The sequence below is a fragment of the Ferrimonas balearica DSM 9799 genome, from assembly GCF_000148645.1.
Classification (GTDB): Bacteria; Pseudomonadota; Gammaproteobacteria; order Enterobacterales; family Shewanellaceae; genus Ferrimonas; species Ferrimonas balearica.
Map to the genome: position 1 here is coordinate 819563 of NC_014541.1, position 19117 is coordinate 838679.

At 61.7% G+C, this 19117-nt stretch carries 19 protein-coding genes; 10 read left to right on the forward strand and 9 right to left on the reverse strand.

What is annotated here, in order from left to right; translation table 11 throughout:
* The first annotated feature begins 57 nt into the window (after nt 1-57).
* A complete protein-coding gene (locus tag FBAL_RS03890; protein WP_013344272.1) occupies nt 58-699 on the forward strand; it encodes a cytochrome b/b6 domain-containing protein in 642 nt (213 codons plus the stop codon).
* A 56-nt stretch (nt 700-755) separates the two neighbouring features.
* Here the strand turns inward: FBAL_RS03890 and FBAL_RS03895 are convergent, their stop codons facing one another.
* The gene (locus FBAL_RS03895) at nt 756-1208 is read right to left on the reverse strand and encodes a c-type cytochrome (protein ID WP_013344273.1); all 453 of its coding nucleotides are present in this window, start codon (nt 1206-1208) and stop codon (nt 756-758) included.
* 191 nt (nt 1209-1399) lie between these two features.
* Here FBAL_RS03895 and trpR point away from each other — a divergent pair, with 191 nt between their 5' ends.
* Together trpR and FBAL_RS03905 are read left to right on the forward strand one after the other, a co-directional pair.
* On the forward strand, nt 1400-1678 hold the full coding sequence (trpR, locus tag FBAL_RS03900; protein WP_013344274.1) for a trp operon repressor: 279 nt from the start codon (nt 1400-1402) through the stop codon (nt 1676-1678).
* Between the two features lie 29 nt (nt 1679-1707).
* Nucleotides 1708-2970: an amino acid permease gene (locus FBAL_RS03905; protein WP_013344275.1), complete on the forward strand. Its 1263-nt coding sequence runs from the start codon at nt 1708-1710 to the stop codon at nt 2968-2970.
* Nucleotides 2971-3023: 53 nt separating this feature from the next.
* Here the strand turns inward: FBAL_RS03905 and yegS are convergent, their stop codons facing one another.
* From yegS to FBAL_RS03920, 3 genes are all read right to left on the reverse strand, one after another.
* Nucleotides 3024-3911: a lipid kinase YegS gene (gene yegS, locus FBAL_RS03910; RefSeq protein WP_013344276.1), complete on the reverse strand. Its 888-nt coding sequence runs from the start codon at nt 3909-3911 to the stop codon at nt 3024-3026.
* An 83-nt stretch (nt 3912-3994) separates the two neighbouring features.
* Nucleotides 3995-5218: an HlyD family secretion protein gene (locus FBAL_RS03915; protein WP_013344277.1), complete on the reverse strand. Its 1224-nt coding sequence runs from the start codon at nt 5216-5218 to the stop codon at nt 3995-3997.
* Nucleotides 5211-5549 (reverse strand): MFS transporter, encoded by a 339-nt coding sequence (locus FBAL_RS03920; protein WP_013344278.1) that lies wholly within the window; start codon nt 5547-5549, stop codon nt 5211-5213. Before FBAL_RS03920 ends, FBAL_RS03915 begins: the two co-directional genes overlap by 8 nt.
* A 134-nt stretch (nt 5550-5683) precedes the next feature.
* On the opposite strand from FBAL_RS03920, the gene FBAL_RS03925 reads away from it, so the two are divergent.
* Nucleotides 5684-6691 (forward strand): AraC family transcriptional regulator, encoded by a 1008-nt coding sequence (locus FBAL_RS03925; RefSeq protein ID WP_013344279.1) that lies wholly within the window; start codon nt 5684-5686, stop codon nt 6689-6691.
* A 28-nt stretch (nt 6692-6719) separates the two neighbouring features.
* Here the strand turns inward: FBAL_RS03925 and FBAL_RS03930 are convergent, their stop codons facing one another.
* Nucleotides 6720-7301 (reverse strand): FKBP-type peptidyl-prolyl cis-trans isomerase, encoded by a 582-nt coding sequence (locus FBAL_RS03930; RefSeq protein ID WP_013344280.1) that lies wholly within the window; start codon nt 7299-7301, stop codon nt 6720-6722.
* A 79-nt stretch (nt 7302-7380) separates the two neighbouring features.
* Nucleotides 7381-9084 (reverse strand): bifunctional isocitrate dehydrogenase kinase/phosphatase, encoded by a 1704-nt coding sequence (aceK, locus tag FBAL_RS03935; protein WP_013344281.1) that lies wholly within the window; start codon nt 9082-9084, stop codon nt 7381-7383.
* 122 nt (nt 9085-9206) lie between these two features.
* On the opposite strand from aceK, the gene FBAL_RS03940 reads away from it, so the two are divergent.
* The 4 genes from FBAL_RS03940 (at nt 9207) to thrC (ending at nt 14821) form a co-directional block, all read left to right on the forward strand.
* The gene (locus FBAL_RS03940) at nt 9207-9887 is read left to right on the forward strand and encodes a tRNA/rRNA methyltransferase (protein WP_013344282.1); all 681 of its coding nucleotides are present in this window, start codon (nt 9207-9209) and stop codon (nt 9885-9887) included.
* Nucleotides 9888-10141: 254 nt separating this feature from the next.
* Nucleotides 10142-12598 carry a bifunctional aspartate kinase/homoserine dehydrogenase I gene (gene thrA, locus FBAL_RS03945; RefSeq protein WP_013344283.1) on the forward strand — a complete coding sequence of 819 codons (2457 nt, stop codon included), beginning with the start codon at nt 10142-10144 and terminating at the stop codon, nt 12596-12598.
* Nucleotides 12599-12600: 2 nt separating this feature from the next.
* Nucleotides 12601-13554 (forward strand): homoserine kinase, encoded by a 954-nt coding sequence (gene thrB, locus FBAL_RS03950; RefSeq protein ID WP_013344284.1) that lies wholly within the window; start codon nt 12601-12603, stop codon nt 13552-13554.
* Complete coding sequence (gene thrC, locus FBAL_RS03955) at nt 13541-14821, forward strand: threonine synthase (RefSeq protein WP_013344285.1); 1281 nt, start codon at nt 13541-13543, stop codon at nt 14819-14821. Before thrB ends, thrC begins: the two co-directional genes overlap by 14 nt.
* Nucleotides 14822-14824: 3 nt before the next feature.
* Here thrC and nfo read toward each other — a convergent pair whose 3' ends face one another.
* Entirely contained in the window at nt 14825-15670 is an 846-nt protein-coding gene (nfo, locus tag FBAL_RS03960; protein ID WP_013344286.1) for a deoxyribonuclease IV, read from the reverse strand.
* Nucleotides 15671-15776: 106 nt separating this feature from the next.
* Between nfo and ung the strand changes: the two genes are divergently transcribed.
* Nucleotides 15777-16463 carry a uracil-DNA glycosylase gene (gene ung, locus FBAL_RS03965; protein WP_013344287.1) on the forward strand — a complete coding sequence of 229 codons (687 nt, stop codon included), beginning with the start codon at nt 15777-15779 and terminating at the stop codon, nt 16461-16463.
* Between the two features lie 89 nt (nt 16464-16552).
* Nucleotides 16553-17107, forward strand: coding sequence for a hemerythrin domain-containing protein (locus FBAL_RS03970; protein ID WP_013344288.1), 555 nt, complete (start codon nt 16553-16555; stop codon nt 17105-17107).
* A 45-nt stretch (nt 17108-17152) separates the two neighbouring features.
* Here FBAL_RS03970 and FBAL_RS03975 read toward each other — a convergent pair whose 3' ends face one another.
* Together FBAL_RS03975 and pgi are read right to left on the reverse strand one after the other, a co-directional pair.
* Entirely contained in the window at nt 17153-17335 is a 183-nt protein-coding gene (locus tag FBAL_RS03975; protein ID WP_013344289.1) for a DUF3545 family protein, read from the reverse strand.
* A gap of 109 nt (nt 17336-17444) precedes the next feature.
* Entirely contained in the window at nt 17445-19091 is a 1647-nt protein-coding gene (gene pgi / locus FBAL_RS03980) for a glucose-6-phosphate isomerase (RefSeq protein WP_013344290.1), read from the reverse strand.
* Between the last annotated feature and the right edge of the window lie 26 nt (nt 19092-19117).

The following is a 19117-nucleotide window of genomic DNA, read 5'->3' on the forward strand; positions in this document are numbered from 1 at the left end:
TGACCTGAGAGGGGCATATTGGGTTGGATAACTTGAGCCGGATCACAAGGAGTTGGCGTGAAAATCCAGGTTTGGGACAAGGTGGTCAGGCTGTGCCACTGGGGCATGGTTATCCTGCTGCCGCTGTGTTGGTGGAGCGGCGAAGAGGGTGAGATGGAGTGGCACCAAACCTTCGCTTACCTGTTACTGGCCCTGGTGATTACCCGACTGATTTGGGGCCTGATTGGCAGTGACACCGCCCGCTTTACCCAGTTTGTCCGCTCACCGGCGCAAGTCTGGCACTATCTGCGCCAATGGCGTCACCAACGTACCCCCCATATTGGCCACAACCCCGCCGGCGCTTACGCGGTGGTGGTGATGCTGACTCTGGTCAGCGTGCAACTGTTCAGCGGCCTGTTTGCCACCGATGACATCCTGACGGAAGGGCCGCTCTATGGTCTGGTCAGCAGCGACACCGCCTCCTGGCTGACCTGGCTCCACAAGCAGAACTTCAACCTGATCATTGCCGTCGTGGTGCTGCATCTGAGTGCGCTGCTGGCGTATCGCCTTAAAGGGGTCAAGTTGGTCTCCAGTATGCTGACCGGTTACCGTCGTGACATCGATCAGGCGCCCCGTATCGCCCCCACCCTGCCGGGCTGGGCGCTGTTGCTGGTGCTGCTGTCCGGTCTGGGCTGGGCGCTGATTCTGCCCCTGTGGTAACGATCTCCCGATAACAAAAAGGGCGGCCAGTTGGCCGCCCTTTTTCGTGGCAGAGATTACTCCGCTTTAAAGTCGTCGTGGCAACCTTTGCAGGTTTTGCCTACCGCACCGAAGGCTTGCTTGATCGCCTTGGCGTCGCCTTCCTTGGCCACCAGGGCCAGGCGCTCGGTGGCCATCTGAAACTGACCAGCCTTGGCATCAAATGCGTCGCGCTGTTGCCAGATGGCGGGCAGGGCGCTGGTGTCGCCCTTATCGGAACCCGCAATGTCAAAGCTGGTGAAGGGGATTTGGGCCAGCAGGGACAGGTGCTGGGCGCGCTGGGCAAACGCCTTTTCGTCCATCGGCTTCTTCTCTTTCATCATTGCCCACATGTCGGAGAAGTTTTCCTTGATGAGGCTGAAAGCGGCCTGACGGTATTCAATCGCATCTTCAGCGCTGTTGAATGCGCCTTCGGCGGCAACACCGGTGCTGGCCAGAGCCAGAGTAAGAGCAATGCAGGTGCGTTTCATCGCGGTTCGTCCTTGTTGTTATGGATGAGGGTGTTTTGGTTTCTGCCCGATTGTAATGAAGCTTTTCTGAGCAGACCAGCCTCTCGAGGTAACACAATGTTGTGACAGTGCTCACGATTCGCCATGAGGGGGGTGGCGGCATTCTGAGTGTAATGGTGTACTGCGACGCCATTACAGCTTGGAGAGACTTCATGGAGAATGTGCGTTGGCAATCGGTGCTGGAGTTGGTGTCCCTTCCCCGTGCCAGTGAAGATACGGCGATGCTGCTTGGACTGCTGCTCAGCCACGATGAGCGCGAAGCCATTGGCGGTCGCCTGGCGGTGTTCCGTGCGCTGCTGGATGGCCAGCAAAGCCAGCGTCAGATTGCCGCTTCTCTGGGGGTGAGCATTGCCACCATTACCCGAGCGTCCAACAACCTGAAAACCATGTCTGAGGCAGAGCGAGCGCTGCTGTCCCGTCTAATCCTATAACTCGAAAATCGATCGACGGAGTGCCATCAATGTCTGATGTTGCCGCGGTATCCGCCGCCCCCCAAACCGCACGCCAGCCCGGCATCCTGGGCGGCGCCATGATTGTTGCCGGAACCTCCATCGGAGCCGGTATGTTTGCCCTGCCGGTGTACAGCGCCGGGATGTGGTTTGGATTGTCGATGGTATTGATGGTGGTGAGCTGGTTCTGTGCCTACAGCTCCAGCCTCTACCTGGCGGAAGCCAGCCAGCACTACCGCGACGGCGCCAGCTACTCCACCATTGCCGAGGACACCCTGGGCAAGCTGGGTAAGCTGTTTGCCACCGGCACCGTGGCCTTTGTCTGCTTTATCCTGCTGTACGCCTACATCTCCGGTGGCAGCTCCGTCGTTTCCAAAACCGCTGCCAGTGCGCTGGGTATGGAGCTGAGCCAGAGCAGCTCCGCGATTCTGTTTGGTGTGGTATTTGGTGCCGTCGTACTGATGGGCAGCCGCGCGGTCGATCGCATCAGTATCGTGATGTTGGGCGGCATGGTGCTGACCTTCTTTGGCTCCACCGCCATGCTGGCTGGTAACGCCGAGCCCGCCTTGCTGTTCCCGGATCTGAGCCTGGCCGAGACCACCCCCTACCTGTGGTTGGCCATTCCGGTGATGGTGACCAGCTTCGGTTTCCACGGCACTGTGCCCTCGTTGGTAAAGCATTACCGCAAAGATGTGGGCCGGGTGCGCACCGCCATCCTGGCTGGTACGGTGCTGACCATGGTGGTCTACCTGTTCTGGCAGCTGGCCATTATGGGCAATGTCCCCCGTGAACAGTTTGGTGAGGTGATCGCCCAGGGCGGCAACGTGGCTACCCTGATTGCGGCCGTTGGCCAGTCTACCGACGTGTCCGGTGTGGAAGCGGCACTGATCATCTTTGGCAATCTGGCTCTGGCCAGCTCCTTCCTGGGTGTGGCGCTGGGTCTGGTGGACCTGGTGAAAGATTGGTTCAAGCTGGACGACAGCCTGAAAAGCACCCTGTTGGCGGGCCTGCTGACCTTCCTGCCCCCCATCGTACTGGGTGCCATGCTGCCCCACGGCTTTATCAAGGCGATCGGTTTCGCTGCGCTGGCCGCATCCATCTTTGTGCTGGTGTTGCCACCGCTGATGGCACTGGTGCTGCGTCGCCGTGGCGTGAGTGGTGACTTCCAGACCCGCGGTGGCAATCTGCGCCTCAAGCTGGTGTTGGGCTTCGGCCTGCTGGCGGTAGCGGTTGAGGTGGTGAACCAGTTTGGTGCTCTGCCCAAGTTTGGATAAGCCACGCCGCTGACGTCCACAGAAACGCCGCCCTTTGGGCGGCGTTTTTGCGTTTATGGGTCGAGCAGTGGGCAGTCCGGAGGCAGTACCAGATCCAGCGCGCCGGGGCAGACCTCGAAGCGCACCTTTTCGGTTTCGATGGGCTCGCCATCGAGGTTGATCGGCACCGGGGTGTCACTGTGGTATTCGGCCCAGGGCACCTGCAGCCAGCGGACATACTGGTTGTCGGCAGCGGGCTGGCGGATCTCCCGAACCACTTGGTCCAGTGCCGAGGCCGGAAACGCCAACAACGCCACCACCTCCAGCAGGCCATCATTGATGCGGGCATTGGGGCAAAGCAGCTGACCGCCACCAGCCTGACAGCCGTTGCCCACGGCCCCGACGATGGCGGCCGCCTGCAAAGGGCCCTGTTCCGTGACCATGGTGCCTTGATAAGGGTTGAAGCGCAGGGCCTGCAACAGTCCGTTCAGGGTGTAGGCACCGCCTCCCAGGAAGTTCTTGAGGGCTTCGGGGGTGGTGGCCGTAATGCGGGCACCAAAGCCACCGGTGGCCATATTGATAAAGTGGTGCTCATTGGCACGCCCGCAATCCACCGGCACGGCCTCACCCTGCTGGGCCAGAAACAGGGCGCCTGAGAGGGACTCGGGCAGGCCACAGCCGCGGGCAAAGTCATTGGCGGTGCCCAGTGGCAGAATGGCCAGCTCCGGTCGCTGTCCGGCCGGAAGGGCCATCAGCGCATTCACCACCTCGTTGACGGTCCCGTCTCCACCGGCAGCGACGAGGCGGGAACAGCCGTCGGCCACCGCCTCCCTGACCAGTCGCTCGACATCCCCGCCCTCCCAGGTGACCCGAACCTCGACCGGGCCCGACTGGCGTGCCTGGATGATGGCGGCACGAACTTCAGGCAGGCCCGCTTTTTTGCCATTCAGGATAAGGCGCATAACGATTCTCCTTGCGTCACTGGATTAACTGTACGCGCTAACACAAAAAACGCCCGACAGGGTCGGGCGTTTTGGCGCAGGCATCAGATGGAGTAGAAGTAGTAGAGCTGAGCCTTCATCCGAATCACGATGCCGCGAATGACATCGAGGAAGCTGAGGAAGCTGATCGGCTTCTCACCGCTGATCCAGGCCAGACCGACTGCCCCCACCGGAATGTCATAGCCGTCCGGCTCCACCAGCTTCAGGCGCACAAAGTGGTGTTTGTTCTGGACGTTGGCGCCGGTGGTCTGACGCACGTTGTCCTCCAGTGCCACCAATCGGCCCTGGGCTTCTCCGGTGGCCTCCACAATGCCTTCCACTTCGGCCTGGAAGATCTTGCCGGGGTAGACCGGTGAGGCGAACTCCGCCTGCTGGCCCACTTTGACGTTGCGGATGGCCTGGTGGTTCACCCGCATCAGCACGTACTTCTCGTCGGTGTACATCTGCAGTCGCGGTACCCGGGCCACCAGCTGGCCTTCCCGCAGCAGGAAGTTGGTGACATAGCCGTTGGCCGGGGCGTGCACCTTGGTCTGGCTCAGGTTCCATTGCGCCTGTGCCAGCCGCTCTTCGGCACTGGCCACGGCCACCTTGGCGCTGTCGGCGTCGAGCTGGCGCTGGCGGATGGTGAGCTTGGCCTGCTCGGCGCTGATCTGGTCTTTATCACGCTGGGCCTGCTGGGCGGTAAGTTGCGCATCCGCCGCGGCCACGGCGTTGCGCTGCTCATCCAGCTGGCTTTCGGTGATGGTGTGGGCCACCGCGGCGTTCTGCTCCTCGAAGCGACGCAGGGTGGCGCGTTTCCAGTTGAGATCTTCCTGTGCCGCTTCGATGCGGTTTTCGGTAATGGTGATCTCCTTCAGGGCGGCGGCGTGTTCGCTTTGGGCGATGCCGATCGCTTCCAGCGCGCTTTGGTAGGCCACCTGTTTGGCCTGCAGGTTGACCCGCTCCTGATTCACCGCGATGCGGTAGGTTTCATCATCCAGCTCATACACCAGCTGGCCCTTCTCGAGGCGCTGATTGGGCTTGATGTAAATTTCAGAAACCTGGCCCTGGATCTGACTGGAGCCGGGGCGCAGCTGGATGTGGGGCGATTGCACCACGGAGCCGCCGGACAGGTCCATCGGTGTGTAGTTCAGCAAACCGACCCAGACAAACAGCAGCCAGCCGCCTCCGCCCAGATAAGCAAAGCCTTTGGTGTAGGTGTTCCAGGGCATCCCGACCAGACGCAACAGGTAGATAAACAGGGCCCATACCGCCAAACCTTCAAGCATGGTCCACCTCCTGCTCTTGCTGGGGCTTAGCCTGGGCCGGCGATTCATGCCAGATGTCGCGAACCCGGCGCAGGATCTGGCCGCCATCCAGGAACGCCAGGATCACCGCCAACACCCACACCCAATGCCAGATGAAGCCTATCCAGGTGAGCACCGTAATCAGCCCCAACTGCTGGTGGCGGCGCTTGTGGGCCTGACTGATGGGCAGTTCGTGGATCTTCCAAAATCCGTAGGCCAGCGCGGCGAGGGTGCCAATCATTACGACTGACGCCATCACATGCAGGCCAGTATCAAAGCCGGTATCCACAAACGGCATACTCATCAGACTCATAGGGGCTCCTTGGATAAAATGGCCGGCCAGTATCGCCACTGGATCAATCTCATCAATAAGGATGGTCAGGTTGTGTTATTTTGTTGTCATTATTGAAGTGATCTGTCCTTGCTGGATTGGGGTATGAGATGGCAATGGAGATGGCGTTTACCCGAACGCTGATGGTGAAACCGGTGCTGGAGGGCGTCGAGCGCGCCTTTGGGATCACCCCGTCTCAGCTTGGGATCCCCGAGCGCCTGTTGCTGGAACCGATGGGCTGTGTGCCCCTGCCGGATCTGAACCAATGGTATGAGCAGATCGAATCCCTGAGCGCTGACCCTGCTTTTATGTTGCACGCGTTGGCGGGGCAGGACATTGAGACTCTGGGGCCGGTGGGACGCTGGCTGGTGTCAGCGTCCGATCTGGCCACCACCCTGCGCCGGGTGAACTACAGCAGCAGTGCCCTGCAGTCCGGACTGTCGGCGTACGGCGGCCAGTCGGGCAAGATCTTCAAATGGTGTTTCGATAACCCCTTTGCCAAAGGGGCGGCCAAGTTTCACGACGGGTGCCGTAAGGCGCTTCTGGTGCGCCAGGTTCTGGCCCGTTATCCGGGCTCGGACACCCCCTGGCTGCGTTTACGGCTACCCGGTGCAAGCCGGGCTCAGGAGCGGCTCAGTCGTTACTTTGGCTGCGAGGTGGAGTTGGGTGCGGCGCAAACCGAGATCTGGCTGCCGATGAATCTGCTGGCTCAGTCGCGTCGGGCGCCACTGCCGTTTTCGCCGGTACGGGAGGTGGTGCTGGATGATCTGCTCAATATGCCCAACCACACCGATACCGCCAAAGCTTTCTATGAAATGGTGAACTACAGTCGCCACTACGGCTATCCCACCATTGGCTTTGTGGCTGAGCGCTACGGGTTGTCGGTGCAGCAACTGCAGCGTCGCTTACACCGCTTTGGCTGGAGCTTTACCTCGATCGTGAATTACGTGCTGTTCAATCAGGCGATACGCTATCTGCAGGAGGGGGTGTCGGTAGCGGATACGGCGCGTTACCTGGGCTACACCAACCCGCAAAGCTTCAGTAAGGCGTTTGCCCGCCAACGGGGCCTGACACCGGCCCAGTATCAACAGGCCTGGATGCCGGCACAAAAAAGCCCACCGTGAGGTGGGCTTTCTGTTACCGAGTCAGAACTCAGTGGTGGCCGTGACCGCCGCAGCAGTCGTCGCCTTTGCTGCAGTCACCGGAACCGCCGCAGCACTCGTGCTCTTCGTCGTCGTGGCTACCGCAACCGCCGCCACAGCAACCGCCGCCGGCGTGAACATGACCGTGCGCGCGCTCTTCGTCGGTGGCTTCGCGAACTTCCACGATCTCGACTTCGAAATGCAGGGTCTGGCCCGCCATCGGGTGGTTGCCATCAACCACAACGGAGTCGTCTTTCACTTCGGTGACCACAACCGGGCGCGGGCCCTGGTCGGTTTCAGCCATAAAGCGCATGCCCGGAACGATGTCTTCGATGCCGCCGAACGCTTCCATCGGAACGTCCTGCTTCAGGGCTTCTTCGTACTCGCCGTAGGCGTCAGCCGGGGCCACAGTGGCACTCAAGGTGTCACCAGCCAGCTTGCCGTCCAGCTCGCGCTCCAGACCCGGGATCAGGTTGTTGGCGCCGTGCAGGTATTGCATCGGCTCAGCGCCGAAAGATTCTTCTACCAGTTGACCCTGATCGTCGGTTAGACGGTAGTGCAGGGTCACAACGGTGTTGGCGTCGATCTTCATTCGACCTCCTGAGTGCATGAAAACGCGCATCATACGGCATCGCTGGGCGGGCCGCTAGGATCCCGCTCGCGATCTGGGTTCAGGGCCGCAATCTGCAGGCCTGAGGGTAGGGGATCAGGTCCGGAAACTGCCCCGCCTCAATGGCGTCCTTAAGACCCTGCCAGTATTTCCGGGTCAGCAGGTCCGCATGGTGAGCCATAAAGGCTTTGCGAACCGCGGCTTTACTCAGCAAAAAGCGCCCGAACTCCTCCGGGAACACGTCCATCGGCCCCACCGAGTACCAGGGCTCGGCCGCCCACTCATCCTCGGGATAGCGGGGGGCCGGGATGTCGCGGAAGTTGCACTCCGTCATGTAGCTGATCTCGTCGTAGTCGTAGAACACCACCCGGCCATGACGGGTGACCCCAAAGTTCTTAAACAGCATGTCGCCGGGGAAGATATTGGCGGCCGCCAGCTGCTTGATCGCCTTACCATAGTCGTCGATGGCGGCACTCAGCTGGGCCTCATCGGCGTCATCAAGATAGAGGTTCAGGGGGGTCATCCGACGTTCGACGTAGAGGTGCTTGATGATTACCTGATTGTCGGTGAGCTCCACCTCAGCCGGGGCCTCCTTCAGCAGCTCCTCAATCAGCGCGTCACTGAAGCGTTGGCGTGGGAATACGAAGTTGCTGTAGGCGTGGGTATCGGCCATGCGGCCCACCCGGTCATGCTGTTTTACCAGCGCATATTTGCCCTTTACCTGCGCCTTATTGCTGTCTTTGGGCGGGGTGAATTCGTCTTTGATCACCTTAAACACGATGTCCAGAGAGGGCAGGGTGAACACTGTCATCACCATCCCCTTGATGCCGGGGGCCGCGACGAACTGGTCGCGGCTCTGGTTCAGGTGGTGGAGAAAGGCACGGTAAAACTCAGTCTTACCGTGTTTCTGCAAACCGATGGCGGAGTAGAGTTCGGCCCAGGTTTTGTGGGGCAGCAGCTCCTTGAGGTAGCGCACCAGGGCACCGGGGGTTTGGGTGGCCACCATAAAGTAGGCGCGGGTAAAGCTGAATACGATGGAGAGGTCGTCCTCATTGGTCAGCACCGCGTCTATCTGCAGGCCCTGATCGCTGTGCCGGATGGGCAGGATAAGGGGCACAAAACCGTTAGGGCCCAGTAAGCGGCCAACCAGATAGGCGCCTTTGTTGCGGTAGAAGATGCTGTCCAACAACTCAATGCGATTGATCTGCTGCTCCGCGATCAGGGGTTCCAGCCGTTGCCATAACAGCGTCAGGTCGCCGTCCAGATCCGCAAAGGGGCGGCCAAACCGCTTGGGTTGCAGCAGGGTTCTTATCGCCTCAACCGGGTCGGGAGCCAGGTCGGCGCTGTGGCTCAGTCGCTCCGGTCGGAACGGTGCACGCACGGTATTGCCGGCATGGATGTAGAGGTGTTGGTTGTCCAGGCCACGATGGCGGAACAGCCGGGAGAACACTGAGTTGAAGAAGGTTTCACACAGCTCCGCCTGAGGGTGGCCCAGCACCAGACGGCTGAACGCCTGCTTGGTGTTGCGCCACAGCTCGGTGGAGATCACCGGCTTATCGAGCATCTGGATCAGCTCCCGGGTGGTCTCATTGACCCGTTCGCTGTAGAAGCGGATGCGCTCCTTCTGGGCTTCCTGAACGGCACTCCAGTCGGCCTGGGCAAAGCGGTCTCGGGCTGCCACCGTGGTGCGGGTAAACAGGCGGTAGTGTTTGTCGAACCCGGCCAGGATCCGATAGGCCAGCTGAGTGGGTAAGCGCCTATCCATGGCCACCTCCAAATTCGTGGGTGAGAGGCTCTAACCTAACCGCCGGAGATTGGCTTCACAATGGGAAAGGGCTACCCTTGCCCCCCATTTGCTATGACAACATCGGTTTTTGTGGAGGCGTGATGGCCGAGCTGATCTTTATCCTGGTGTCCCCGGCCCGGGGCGAAAACGTCGGGGCTGCCGCCCGGGCGATGAAAACCATGGGATTCTCCCGCTTGCGGGTGGTGGGCTCCGACGCGCATAAGAGTGAGCAGGCCAGCTGGGTGGCGCACGGCTCGGGCACCATTCTGGAGGAGGCGGAGTCCTTTGCCACCCTGGCGGAAGCGCTGGCGGACGTTGACCTTTCCCTCGCCACCACGGCCCGTCGTCGCGGCGATAAGCGCCGTCTGCATACGCCCGCTGAAGCGGCCCAACAGGTGCGCGCCCTGGGCAACAGCGTCAACACCGTGGCTGTGGTGTTTGGTTGCGAGGAGTCGGGGTTGTCCAATGAGGACCTGGCCCTGGTGGATCTGCTGACCACCATCCCTCTGGTGAACCCCTATCCCTCGCTCAACCTGGGTCAGGCCATCATGCTGTACGCCTATGAGTTCTCTCAGGCTGAGCTGGAGCGCGAAGCTTGCGCCGACGCTGGCCAGTTTGTGGCTTTGAAACAGCGCAGTCAGGCGTTGCTGGATAAGCTCGGTGTGGCGGAGGATGAGCCGCTGCGACGCTGGGCCGGAGACAGCCTGGGCACTCTGTCACAGCGCGACGTGGCGATGCTGCATCTGCTCATTGGCGATATTGAGAAAGCCATAACCAAATAGCCGTTGACTTTTATCGGCCCGTGCGAGAGTGTAAAAAAACTACGAAATTCAGGAACCGCCAGTGCAGCAGCTAATGGGCCTCGGCCTAAACCGTCAGACCACCATTACTACCATTACCACCACCTTCGGGTTGGGGGCGGGCTGACAGCACCCTGGATTCAGACAAATCCAAAACAAACAAGCCCGCTCCTACCGAGCGGGCTTGTTTGTTTTCGGACGGTTCGTAAGGCAGCAGAGGGATAGGGAGTTCAACAATGAAAGTGATGAAATTCGGCGGATCCTCGTTGGCAGATGCTGACCGGCTCCAGGAAGTGGCGGCGCTGGCCCAGCGCGAAGCGGAGGCGTTTGGGGTGATGCTGGTGGTGTCCGCCCCGGGGGGCGTCACCAACCTGCTGGAAGCCGCCGCGTTGGCCGCCGTGCGTGGCCAAACCGCCGATCTGGATGAACTGGCGGCTCGCATCGATGCGCTGCTGGCGGCGCTGGCTCCGGCTCTGGCGGCGGAGCCGCAGCAGGCGCTTCAGGCCCAGTGGCAACAGGAGCGTGAGCAGCTGCAACGCCGTCTGGATGGGGTGGCCCTGCTGGCCCGTTGCCCGGATGAGGTGATGGCGGAGGTGCTGGTGACCGGTGAGCGACTGTCGGTGGCTTGCCTCAAAGCGCTGTTGGCGTCTCAGCAGGTGGTGGCCGGTGAACTGGACCCGCGCCAATATTTCCTGGCCGAGGGGGAGCCGTTGTCGGCACAGGTGCAGATTGAGCCGAGCCGGGCCCGCCTGGCCGAGCTGGACCGCGGCGCCCACCGCATCTGGCTGATGCCTGGTTTTACTGCGGCCAACGCCAAGGGGGAAACCGTCACCCTCGGGCGCAACGGCTCCGATTACTCCGCCGCGGTGTTGGCAGCCTGCCTGCACGCGGACCTCTGCGAAATCTGGACCGATGTTGACGGCGTCTACAACGTGGACCCGCGACTGATCCCGGACGCCCAGCTGCTGGAGAACCTCAGCTATCAGGAGGCGATGGAGCTCTCCTACTTTGGCGCCAAGGTACTGCATCCCCGCACCATCGCCCCCATCGCTCAACACCAGATCCCCTGCCGAATCCGAAATACCCTGAATCCCGCCGCGCCCGGCACCCTGATCCACGCCCGTACTACCCCGTCGCGCTCTCTGGTGAAAGCGATCAGTCACCTTGAAGGGCAAACCATGGTGAGCGTCTCCGGCCCCGGCATGAAGGGGATGGTCGGCATGGCCGCGCGGGTGTTTGACGCCATGGCCCGGTCGCGCATCTCCATCGCCCTGATCACCCAGAGCTCCTCCGAATACAGCATCTCCTTCTGCATCGACTCACGCCTGGCCGGGGCGGCCCGGGCGGCGCTGGCGGAGGAGTTTGAGCTGGAACTCAAACAGGACCTGCTGGAGCCCATCGAGATGCGTCACGGCCTGGCGATTGTTTCGCTGGTGGGGGATGGCATGCGCACCCGCAAAGGGGTGGCAGCCCGCTTCTTCCGCTCTCTGGCTCAGGCCAACCTGTCGGTGGTGGCCATCGCCCAGGGCAGCTCCGAACGCGCCATCTCCGCGGTGGTGGACGATGCCCACGCGGCCTCGGCGCTGCGGTTGTGCCATCAGAACTTCTTTGACGCCCGCCAGAGCATCGATGTGGTGCTGATTGGCGCCGGTAATGTGGGGGCTGAGCTGGTGCGCCAGATCGAAGCGCAGCAACAGGCGCTGTGGGACCACAACATCGCGCTGCGCCTGTGTGGTGTGGCCAACTCCCGCCAGATGCAGCTGTGTGCCTCCGGCCTGGAACTGGCGCAGTGGCGTGACAACCTGAAACAGCAGGGCGAAGCCCTGGATCTGGACCGCCTGCTGGCGTTTGCTGCGGACGCCCGCCTGGTCAACCCGGTGCTGGTGGATTGCACCGCCGAGCAGAGCCTGGCCGACCGTTACCTGGAAGCCCTGAACGCCGGCTGGCACGTGGTGACCCCCAACAAGAAAGCCAACACCGGACCGTGGAGCGATTACCTGGCGCTGCGTCAGGCCGCCCGGGATAACCGCCGGCAGTTCCTCTATGAAACCAACGTCGGGGCAGGCCTGCCGGTGATCGATAACCTGCAGGGGCTGCTGCGGGCCGGTGACAGCCTGGTGCGTTTTGAGGGGATCCTGTCCGGCTCCCTCTCCTACATCTTCGGCCTGCTGGAGGAGGGCGCTTCGCTGTCCGAAGCCACCCTCAAAGCCAAGGCCAAAGGCTTTACCGAGCCGGATCCGCGGGATGACCTGTCCGGCATGGATGTGGCCCGCAAGGTGCTGATCCTGGCCCGTGAGGCGGGCATGGCGCTGGAGCTGGATGACATTGAGGTGGAGAGCGTACTGCCAGCAGAGTTTGATGCCAGCGGCGATGTGGAAGCCTTCCTGGCCCGCCTGCCCCAGGCCGATGCCGCCATTGCGGCCCGGATTGAGGCGGCGGCAAAACGGGGTGAAGTGCTGCGTTATGTTGGCAGCATTGAAGCCGACGGTCGCTGCCGGGTCAGCCTGCAGGCGGTGGGGGCCAGTCACCCGCTGTACGCCATCAAAGGCGGTGAAAACGCTTTGGCGTTCTACAGCCGTTACTACCAGCCGCTGCCCTTTGTGTTGCGGGGTTATGGCGCCGGCACCGAGGTGACCGCCGCCGGGGTGTTTGCCGATGTGCTGCGCACCCAGTCCTGGCAGAAGGAGGCGTGAGCATGGCAGTTACCGTTTATGCCCCGGCCTCGATGGGCAATGTCTCGGTGGGTTTTGACCTGCTGGGCGCGGCACTGGCCCCGGTGGACGGCAGTTTGCTGGGGGACCGGGTCAGTGTGGCGGCGGCCGATCAGGGTCTCAGCCTGCGTTGCTGTGGCGCCTACGCCGACGTGCTGCCCCCGGACCCGGCCAGCAATATTGTGCTGCGCTGTGCCGAGCGCTTTATCGAGCGGCTTGGTCTCGAGGGCGTTGGCCTTAAGCTGACTCTGGAGAAGAACCTGCCCATTGGCAGCGGCCTGGGCAGCAGCGCCAGTTCGGTGGTGGCGGCGCTGGCGGCACTGAACGCCTACTTTGATTCGCCGCTGGACGATCAGGCCCTGCTGCATCTGATGGGGGAGCTGGAAGGGGAGATCTCCGGCAGCGTCCATTACGACAACGTGGCCCCCAGCTTTCTGGGCGGTCTGCAACTGATGTTGCCTGAGCGGGCCCAGCCGGTGCCGTCGTTTGATAACTGGTACTGGGTGGTGGCCTATCCCGGCATCACCCTCTCTACCGCCAAGATGCGGGCGCTGCTGCCCAAACAGGTGGAGATGGCCACCGCCATCCGCTTTGGCCAGCAGTTGGCGGCCTTTATCGACGCCTGCCACCGTCAGGATGAAGAGACCGCCCTGGCGATGCTGCAGGATGTGTTGGCGGAGCCCCATCGCGCCGCCCATATTCCCGGTTATCAGGCGGCCCGGGGGCATCTGAGCGACTTGGGCTGTGCCGCTGTGGGGATCTCAGGTTCCGGCCCCACCCTGTTTGCGGTGGCCCGTAACCGGGCTCAGGCGGAAGCCGCGGCCGAGTATCTCGGCCAGCACTACATCATGAATGAGCGGGGGCTGGTGCGGGTGTGCCAGTTGCCGCAGCAAGGGATCCAAATTTGGCAAGAGGACGTCATCAATGCAGCTCTATAACCTGAAACAGCCCGACGAGCGGGTGAACTTTGCCGAGGCGGTAAAGCGCGGCCTGGGTCAGCAGCAAGGGCTGTTTTTCCCCGAGGCGATCCCGGCCCTGAAGCTGGATGAGGCGTTCTGGCAGGCCAGCTTCGTCGAGCGCGCAGAGCGGGTGCTGGGGGCACTGCTGGCGGAGGAGCTGGGGCAGGACAACGTCAGCGCCCTGGTGCGGGATGCCTTCAACTTCGAACTGCCGCTGGTGCCGGCCACCGCCCACCAATACTGTTTGGAGCTGTTCCATGGCCCCACCCTGGCTTTTAAGGACTTCGGCGCCCGCTTTCTGGCCCGCACCCTCAGCCTGGTGGCGCGGGATACCCCGATGACCATCCTGACCGCCACCTCCGGGGATACCGGGGCGGCGGTGGCCGACGCCTTTTATGGTCTGCCGAACATCCGGGTGGTGGTGCTTTATCCGGATGGGGGCATCAGTGAACTGCAGGAGAAGCTGTTCTGTACCCTGGGCGATAACATCCACACTGTGGCGGTGAAGGGCAGTTTTGACGACTGTCAGGCGATGGTGAAAGCGGCGTTTTCCGATGCGGCGCTGAAAGCCGAGTACGGCCTGACTTCCGCCAACTCCATTAATATCGCGCGCTTGCTGGCTCAGGTGGTGTACTACTTTGAGGCTCTGGCACAGCTGCCCGAGGCGGAGCGGGACAACGCGGTGTTTGCCGTCCCCTCCGGCAACTTTGGCAACCTGACCGCCGGTCTGCTGGCCAAGGCGATGGGCGCGCCCATCAAGCGGTTTGTTGCGGCCACCAACAGCAATGACACCGTGCCGCGTTACCTGAACAGTGGCCAGTGGCAACCGGGACCGGTACACGCCACCCTCTCCAACGCCATGGACGTCACCAGCCCCAATAACTGGCCCCGGGTGGAAGCGCTGTTTGCCGCCCAACAGTGGCCGTTGGCACAGCTGGCAGCGGAGCGGGTGTCCGAGCCGCAAACCGAAGCGCGGATGGTGGCGCTTAATGGTGAGGGCTATCTGAGCGAGCCCCACGCCGCGGTGGCATCAGAAGCGCTGGAGCGCCAGCTGGCGGAGGATGAGGTGGGGATCTTCCTCGGTACCGCCCATCCGGCCAAGTTCCAGGGCGCGGTGGAACAGGTGCTGAACATCGAACTGCCTCTGCCGCCGGCGCTGGCCGCGGTGCAGGACAAGCCGATCCTCAGTAGCCAACTGGCCGCAGACGCCGATGCGCTGAAGCAGTACCTGCGCCAGCGCCTCTGAACCTTAACTCCGCTCCAGACTGTAGAGCCAACGGATCTCTTCCGCCCAGCGAGCGGAGTCAATGGTCTCCAGCACCATGGGGATCGCTTCGGTCGCCGGGTGGTTCATCAGGTAGTCGAACACCGCGGTGCCCATCTCACCCTGGTCGAGACTGTGGTGGCGATCCACCCGGCTGCCCAGCGGCGACTTAGAGCCGTTCAGGTGCATCCCCTGCAGGTAGCCGAGGCCGACCGTGCGGTCGAACTCGCTAAAGGTGGCCTCGCAGGCCTCCGGGGTGCGCAGGTCGTACCCGGCCGCAAAGGTATGGCAGGTGTCGAGGCACACGCCCACCCGGCTCTTATCCTCCACCTGGTCGATGATCTCGGCCAGCTGTTCAAACCGGTGGCCCAGGTTGCTGCCCTGTCCGGCGGTGTTTTCAATCACCGCCATAACCCCTTGTGTGGCCTCCAGTGCCAGATTGATCGACTCGGCAATAGTGCGCAGGCACTGGCTTTCGCTGACCTGGCGCAGGTGGCTGCCGGGGTGGAAGTTCAGGCGGTTGAGCCCAAGCTGAGCGCAGCGCGCCATCTCATCGATAAAGGCCTCGCGGGAGCGCAGTAGGGCATCCGGGTCCGGGTGGCCCAGATTGATCAGGTAGCTGTCGTGGGGCAGCACCTGATCGGGGCCGAAGCCGTGGCGCTCACAGGCAGCGCGAAAACCATCAATATTGGCCGTCGTCAGGGGCTTGGCCTGCCAGCGACGCTGGTTCTTGGTGAACAGGGCAAAGGCGCGGGCGCCGATGGCGGCGGCGTTGGCCGGGGCGTTCTCAACGCCTCCGCTGGCACTGACGTGGGCTCCGATGTATCGCATGCATTCTCCTTGGCTGAGGCGGGGATGCTACGTATCACCCAGCGCCGGTGCAAGTGTCGGTTGGCCTTGTTATCCTGATCACCTTATCCATTTTGGGGAGTTTCCCGTGCCTGTTCAGAACCAGTGGCAACCCTTTCTCGGCGGCGTAAAGTCCGAACCCTATTTTCAGCAGATGATGGCGCAGATTGCCGAGTGGCGTGCGCAGGGCCAGGTGATCTATCCGCCCCAGGAGCAGGTGTTTGAGGCGTTTCGCCGTACCGACTTTGACCAGATCAAGGTGGTGATCCTCGGCCAGGACCCTTACCACGGCCCGAACCAGGCCCATGGTCTTTGCTTCTCCGTGCAACCGGGGGTGAAAACCCCGCCGTCACTGGTCAACATCTATAAGGAGCTGGCCAACGACATTCCGGGGTTTCAGATCCCCGACCACGGCTACCTGGCCCACTGGGCCGATCAGGGTGTGTTGCTGCTCAATACGGTGCTGACGGTCAACGCCGGCCAGGCCCATTCGCACGCAGCACTGGGCTGGGAAACCTTTACCGACCGGGTGATTGAGTTGATTAATGCGGAGCGGGAAGGGGTGGTGTTCCTGCTGTGGGGCAGCCATGCCCAGAAAAAGGGGCGGCATATCGACACCAGCAAGCATGCCGTGCTGAAAGCCCCCCACCCGTCACCGCTGTCGGCCCACCGGGGTTTCCTCGGTTGTGGGCACTTCTCGCAGACCAACGCGATCCTGCGTGAGCAGGGTAAAACCGAGATTGACTGGCAACCCCGGTTGCCGGAAGCGGGTTGATCCAGCGCAAAGACGATTGCCGTTTTTTCGCACACAGTGGTGGCTCTGGCTAAGATCAGAGCTTAAGAGACAAACGCTTAGGAGGGACGATGCTCGCCAGGATCCATACCGATCATGCCCACATCTCCACCCTGTTGTCGGTACTGTCCGCCAAGGCCCAACGACTGAAACAGGGCCAGGAGGTCAATCTGTCCGTCATCCGTGACGTGGTGGATTACCTGCAGCGCTACGCCGACCAGAGCCACCATCCGATGGAGGACATCCTCTATCAGTACTACCTCGACAAGGTAGGGGACACTCAACAGGGCGAGGTGCACCAACTGGCCATCGAGCACAGGAAGTTGCGCGAAGCCACCGATCAACTGTTCGATACGCTGAACATGATCCTGAACGACGCCGTGGTGCCGCGGGAGCGGTTGATTGCGGACATTGAGGACTTTGTACAGTTACAGCGCACCCATCTGGAACAGGAAGAGGTGCGGGTGTTGCCGCTGCTGGAGCGCACATTAACCGATCACGACTGGCAGCAGATCCATCGGTTGGTTGCCAATAAGCTGGTGGAAGATCCCCTTTTCGGTGATACCGGGGATCGGGAGTTTGAAGACCTCCGTGAGTACCTGATGAACTCGGAATCGGAGCAGTAGGCAAAAAAAACGCCCCGCATTGCGGGGCGTTTTTCGTTGATTCGGTCAGAACTCAAGAAGCTCGTCACCGGCGTCATTGCAGAAGTCGATGTCTTCCAGCTCTTTACGCAGGCGCTGACGCTCTTTCAGTGCTTCGATTTCGCGCCATTTGCGCTTTTTGCCGCCACGAGAGCGAGTCGGCTTCTCTACCACACTTCCTTCTGGTGAGCCGTAATCCAAACGTTCCATATCACTCCCCCCTGAGCTTCTTTTTTGTTCAGCTTCGGTATACCACAGTCGAAAAAGAGTGTGCAATACCGATGTTGCAATACTGTTGCAACCCAGGGGGAGAGATCGACTAGTTTATCTGGCCTTTACGGAACATCCTGATCAGGTTAGCGGTGGAGCTGTCCTGGTCCAGTTTGGGCTGATTGGACTCCAGTTCGTCCAGAATCGCGTTGCCCAGCACTTTGCCCAGTTCCACGCCCCATTGATCAAAGGAGTTGATGCCCCAAACCGCGCCCTGTACGAAGGTACGGTGCTCATAGAGTGCTACCAGGGCTCCCAGGGTGTGCGGCGTTAGCTTGTCCATCAACAGGGTGTTGCTGGGCTTGTTGCCCGGCATCACCTTGTGGCGGGCCAGCTCAGTCAGTGCGCCAGCGTCCAGACCTTTTCCGGCCAGCTCCGCTTCGGCTTCCGCCTGGGTTTTGCCCTGCATCAGCGCCTGAGTCTGAGCCAGGCAGTTGGAGGCCAGCATGGCGTGATGACGGCCCAGCGGGTTGTGGCTCTGCAGCGGCAGAATAAAGTCCGCCGGGATCACGCCACTGCCCTGGTGCAGCAACTGGTGGTAAGCGTGCTGGCCATTGGTGCCTTCGCCGCCCCAGATCACCGGGCCGGTGGCGCAATCCATCGGCTCGCCCTCTTTATTGACGCCTTTGCCGTTGCTCTCCATATCGAGCTGCTGAACATAGGCGGGCAGGCCACGCAGGTAGTGGTCGTAGGTGAGGATCACCTGACTGCCACTGTTGAAGAAGTTGGTGTACCACAACGACAGCAGGCCCATCAGTGCGGGCATGTTCTGCTCCAGTGGGGCCTCACGGAAGTGGGTGTCCATCGCTTCAGCACCACGCAGCAGCGCTTCAAAGTGGTCGAAGCCCACCAGCAGGGCGATCGGCAGGCCAATGGCGGACCACAGGGAGTATCGCCCCCCCACCCAGTCCCACATCGGGTAGACGTTCTCAGCCTTGATGCCGAACGCTTCTGCTGCCGGCACATTGGCGCTGACGGCCACAAAATGCTGGCCGATGGCGGATTCCGGCGCGCCGCTGTCCAGGAACCACTGACGGGCACTCTCGGTGTTGGTGAGCGTCTCCTGAGTGGTAAACGACTTGGACGACATCAGGATCAGGGTGCGCTTAGGATCCAGCTTCTTCAGCTTCTCTGTCAGTGCGGTGCCATCGATGTTGGCGACAAAGTGACAGCGCAGATCACCGCGCCAGTAGGGGCGCAGCGCTTCGCTCATGATCTTGGGGCCGAGGAAAGAGCCGCCGATGCCGATGCTGACCACATCCGTAAAGGCATCGCCGTCGTAGCCTTTCCAGCTTTGGCTGTGGATCGCTTCAACAAAGGCTTTCATCCGCTTGAGGGTGTCACGCACCTCGGCGGCCGCGTCTTCCCCCTGAGCCTGGATGGCCCCTTCGCCGCTGTAACGCAGCGCGGTGTGCAGCACCGGACGGCCTTCGGTGTTGTTGATCACCTCACCACGGAACATGGCATCACGCAGCGCTTCGACGCCGGTTTCCCGGGCCAGCTGGCACAGCAAGGCAATGGTGTCGTCGTTGATGCGGTTTTTGGCGTAATCCAGGAACAGTCCGGCGGCGTGCAGTTGATAGCGCTCAGCACGGCTGGGGTCCTGCGCAAAGAGGTCGCGCAGGTGGGTGGATTCGATGGTGTCGCGATGTTGCGACAACGCCTGCCAGGCGGGCAGGGCGGTAAGTGCACTCATATATATGGTCCCTGAGTGGGCCCGGG

Coding starts and splice junctions, on each gene's coding strand:
- FBAL_RS03920 (WP_013344278.1), bottom strand. CDS start 5,549: ATGAGTCTGATGAGTATGCCGTTTGTGGATACCGGCTTTGATACTGGC.
- FBAL_RS03940 (WP_013344282.1), top strand. CDS start 9,207: ATGGCCGAGCTGATCTTTATCCTGGTGTCCCCGGCCCGGGGCGAAAAC.
- pgi (WP_013344290.1), bottom strand. CDS start 19,091: ATGAGTGCACTTACCGCCCTGCCCGCCTGGCAGGCGTTGTCGCAACAT.
- FBAL_RS03895 (WP_013344273.1), bottom strand. CDS start 1,208: ATGAAACGCACCTGCATTGCTCTTACTCTGGCTCTGGCCAGCACCGGT.
- thrB (WP_013344284.1), top strand. CDS start 12,601: ATGGCAGTTACCGTTTATGCCCCGGCCTCGATGGGCAATGTCTCGGTG.
- FBAL_RS03905 (WP_013344275.1), top strand. CDS start 1,708: ATGTCTGATGTTGCCGCGGTATCCGCCGCCCCCCAAACCGCACGCCAG.
- FBAL_RS03930 (WP_013344280.1), bottom strand. CDS start 7,301: ATGAAGATCGACGCCAACACCGTTGTGACCCTGCACTACCGTCTAACC.
- yegS (WP_013344276.1), bottom strand. CDS start 3,911: ATGCGCCTTATCCTGAATGGCAAAAAAGCGGGCCTGCCTGAAGTTCGT.
- FBAL_RS03970 (WP_013344288.1), top strand. CDS start 16,553: ATGCTCGCCAGGATCCATACCGATCATGCCCACATCTCCACCCTGTTG.
- aceK (WP_013344281.1), bottom strand. CDS start 9,084: ATGGATAGGCGCTTACCCACTCAGCTGGCCTATCGGATCCTGGCCGGG.
- FBAL_RS03975 (WP_013344289.1), bottom strand. CDS start 17,335: ATGGAACGTTTGGATTACGGCTCACCAGAAGGAAGTGTGGTAGAGAAG.
- thrA (WP_013344283.1), top strand. CDS start 10,142: ATGAAAGTGATGAAATTCGGCGGATCCTCGTTGGCAGATGCTGACCGG.
- thrC (WP_013344285.1), top strand. CDS start 13,541: ATGCAGCTCTATAACCTGAAACAGCCCGACGAGCGGGTGAACTTTGCC.
- FBAL_RS03925 (WP_013344279.1), top strand. CDS start 5,684: ATGGAGATGGCGTTTACCCGAACGCTGATGGTGAAACCGGTGCTGGAG.
- trpR (WP_013344274.1), top strand. CDS start 1,400: ATGGAGAATGTGCGTTGGCAATCGGTGCTGGAGTTGGTGTCCCTTCCC.
- nfo (WP_013344286.1), bottom strand. CDS start 15,670: ATGCGATACATCGGAGCCCACGTCAGTGCCAGCGGAGGCGTTGAGAAC.
- FBAL_RS03915 (WP_013344277.1), bottom strand. CDS start 5,218: ATGCTTGAAGGTTTGGCGGTATGGGCCCTGTTTATCTACCTGTTGCGT.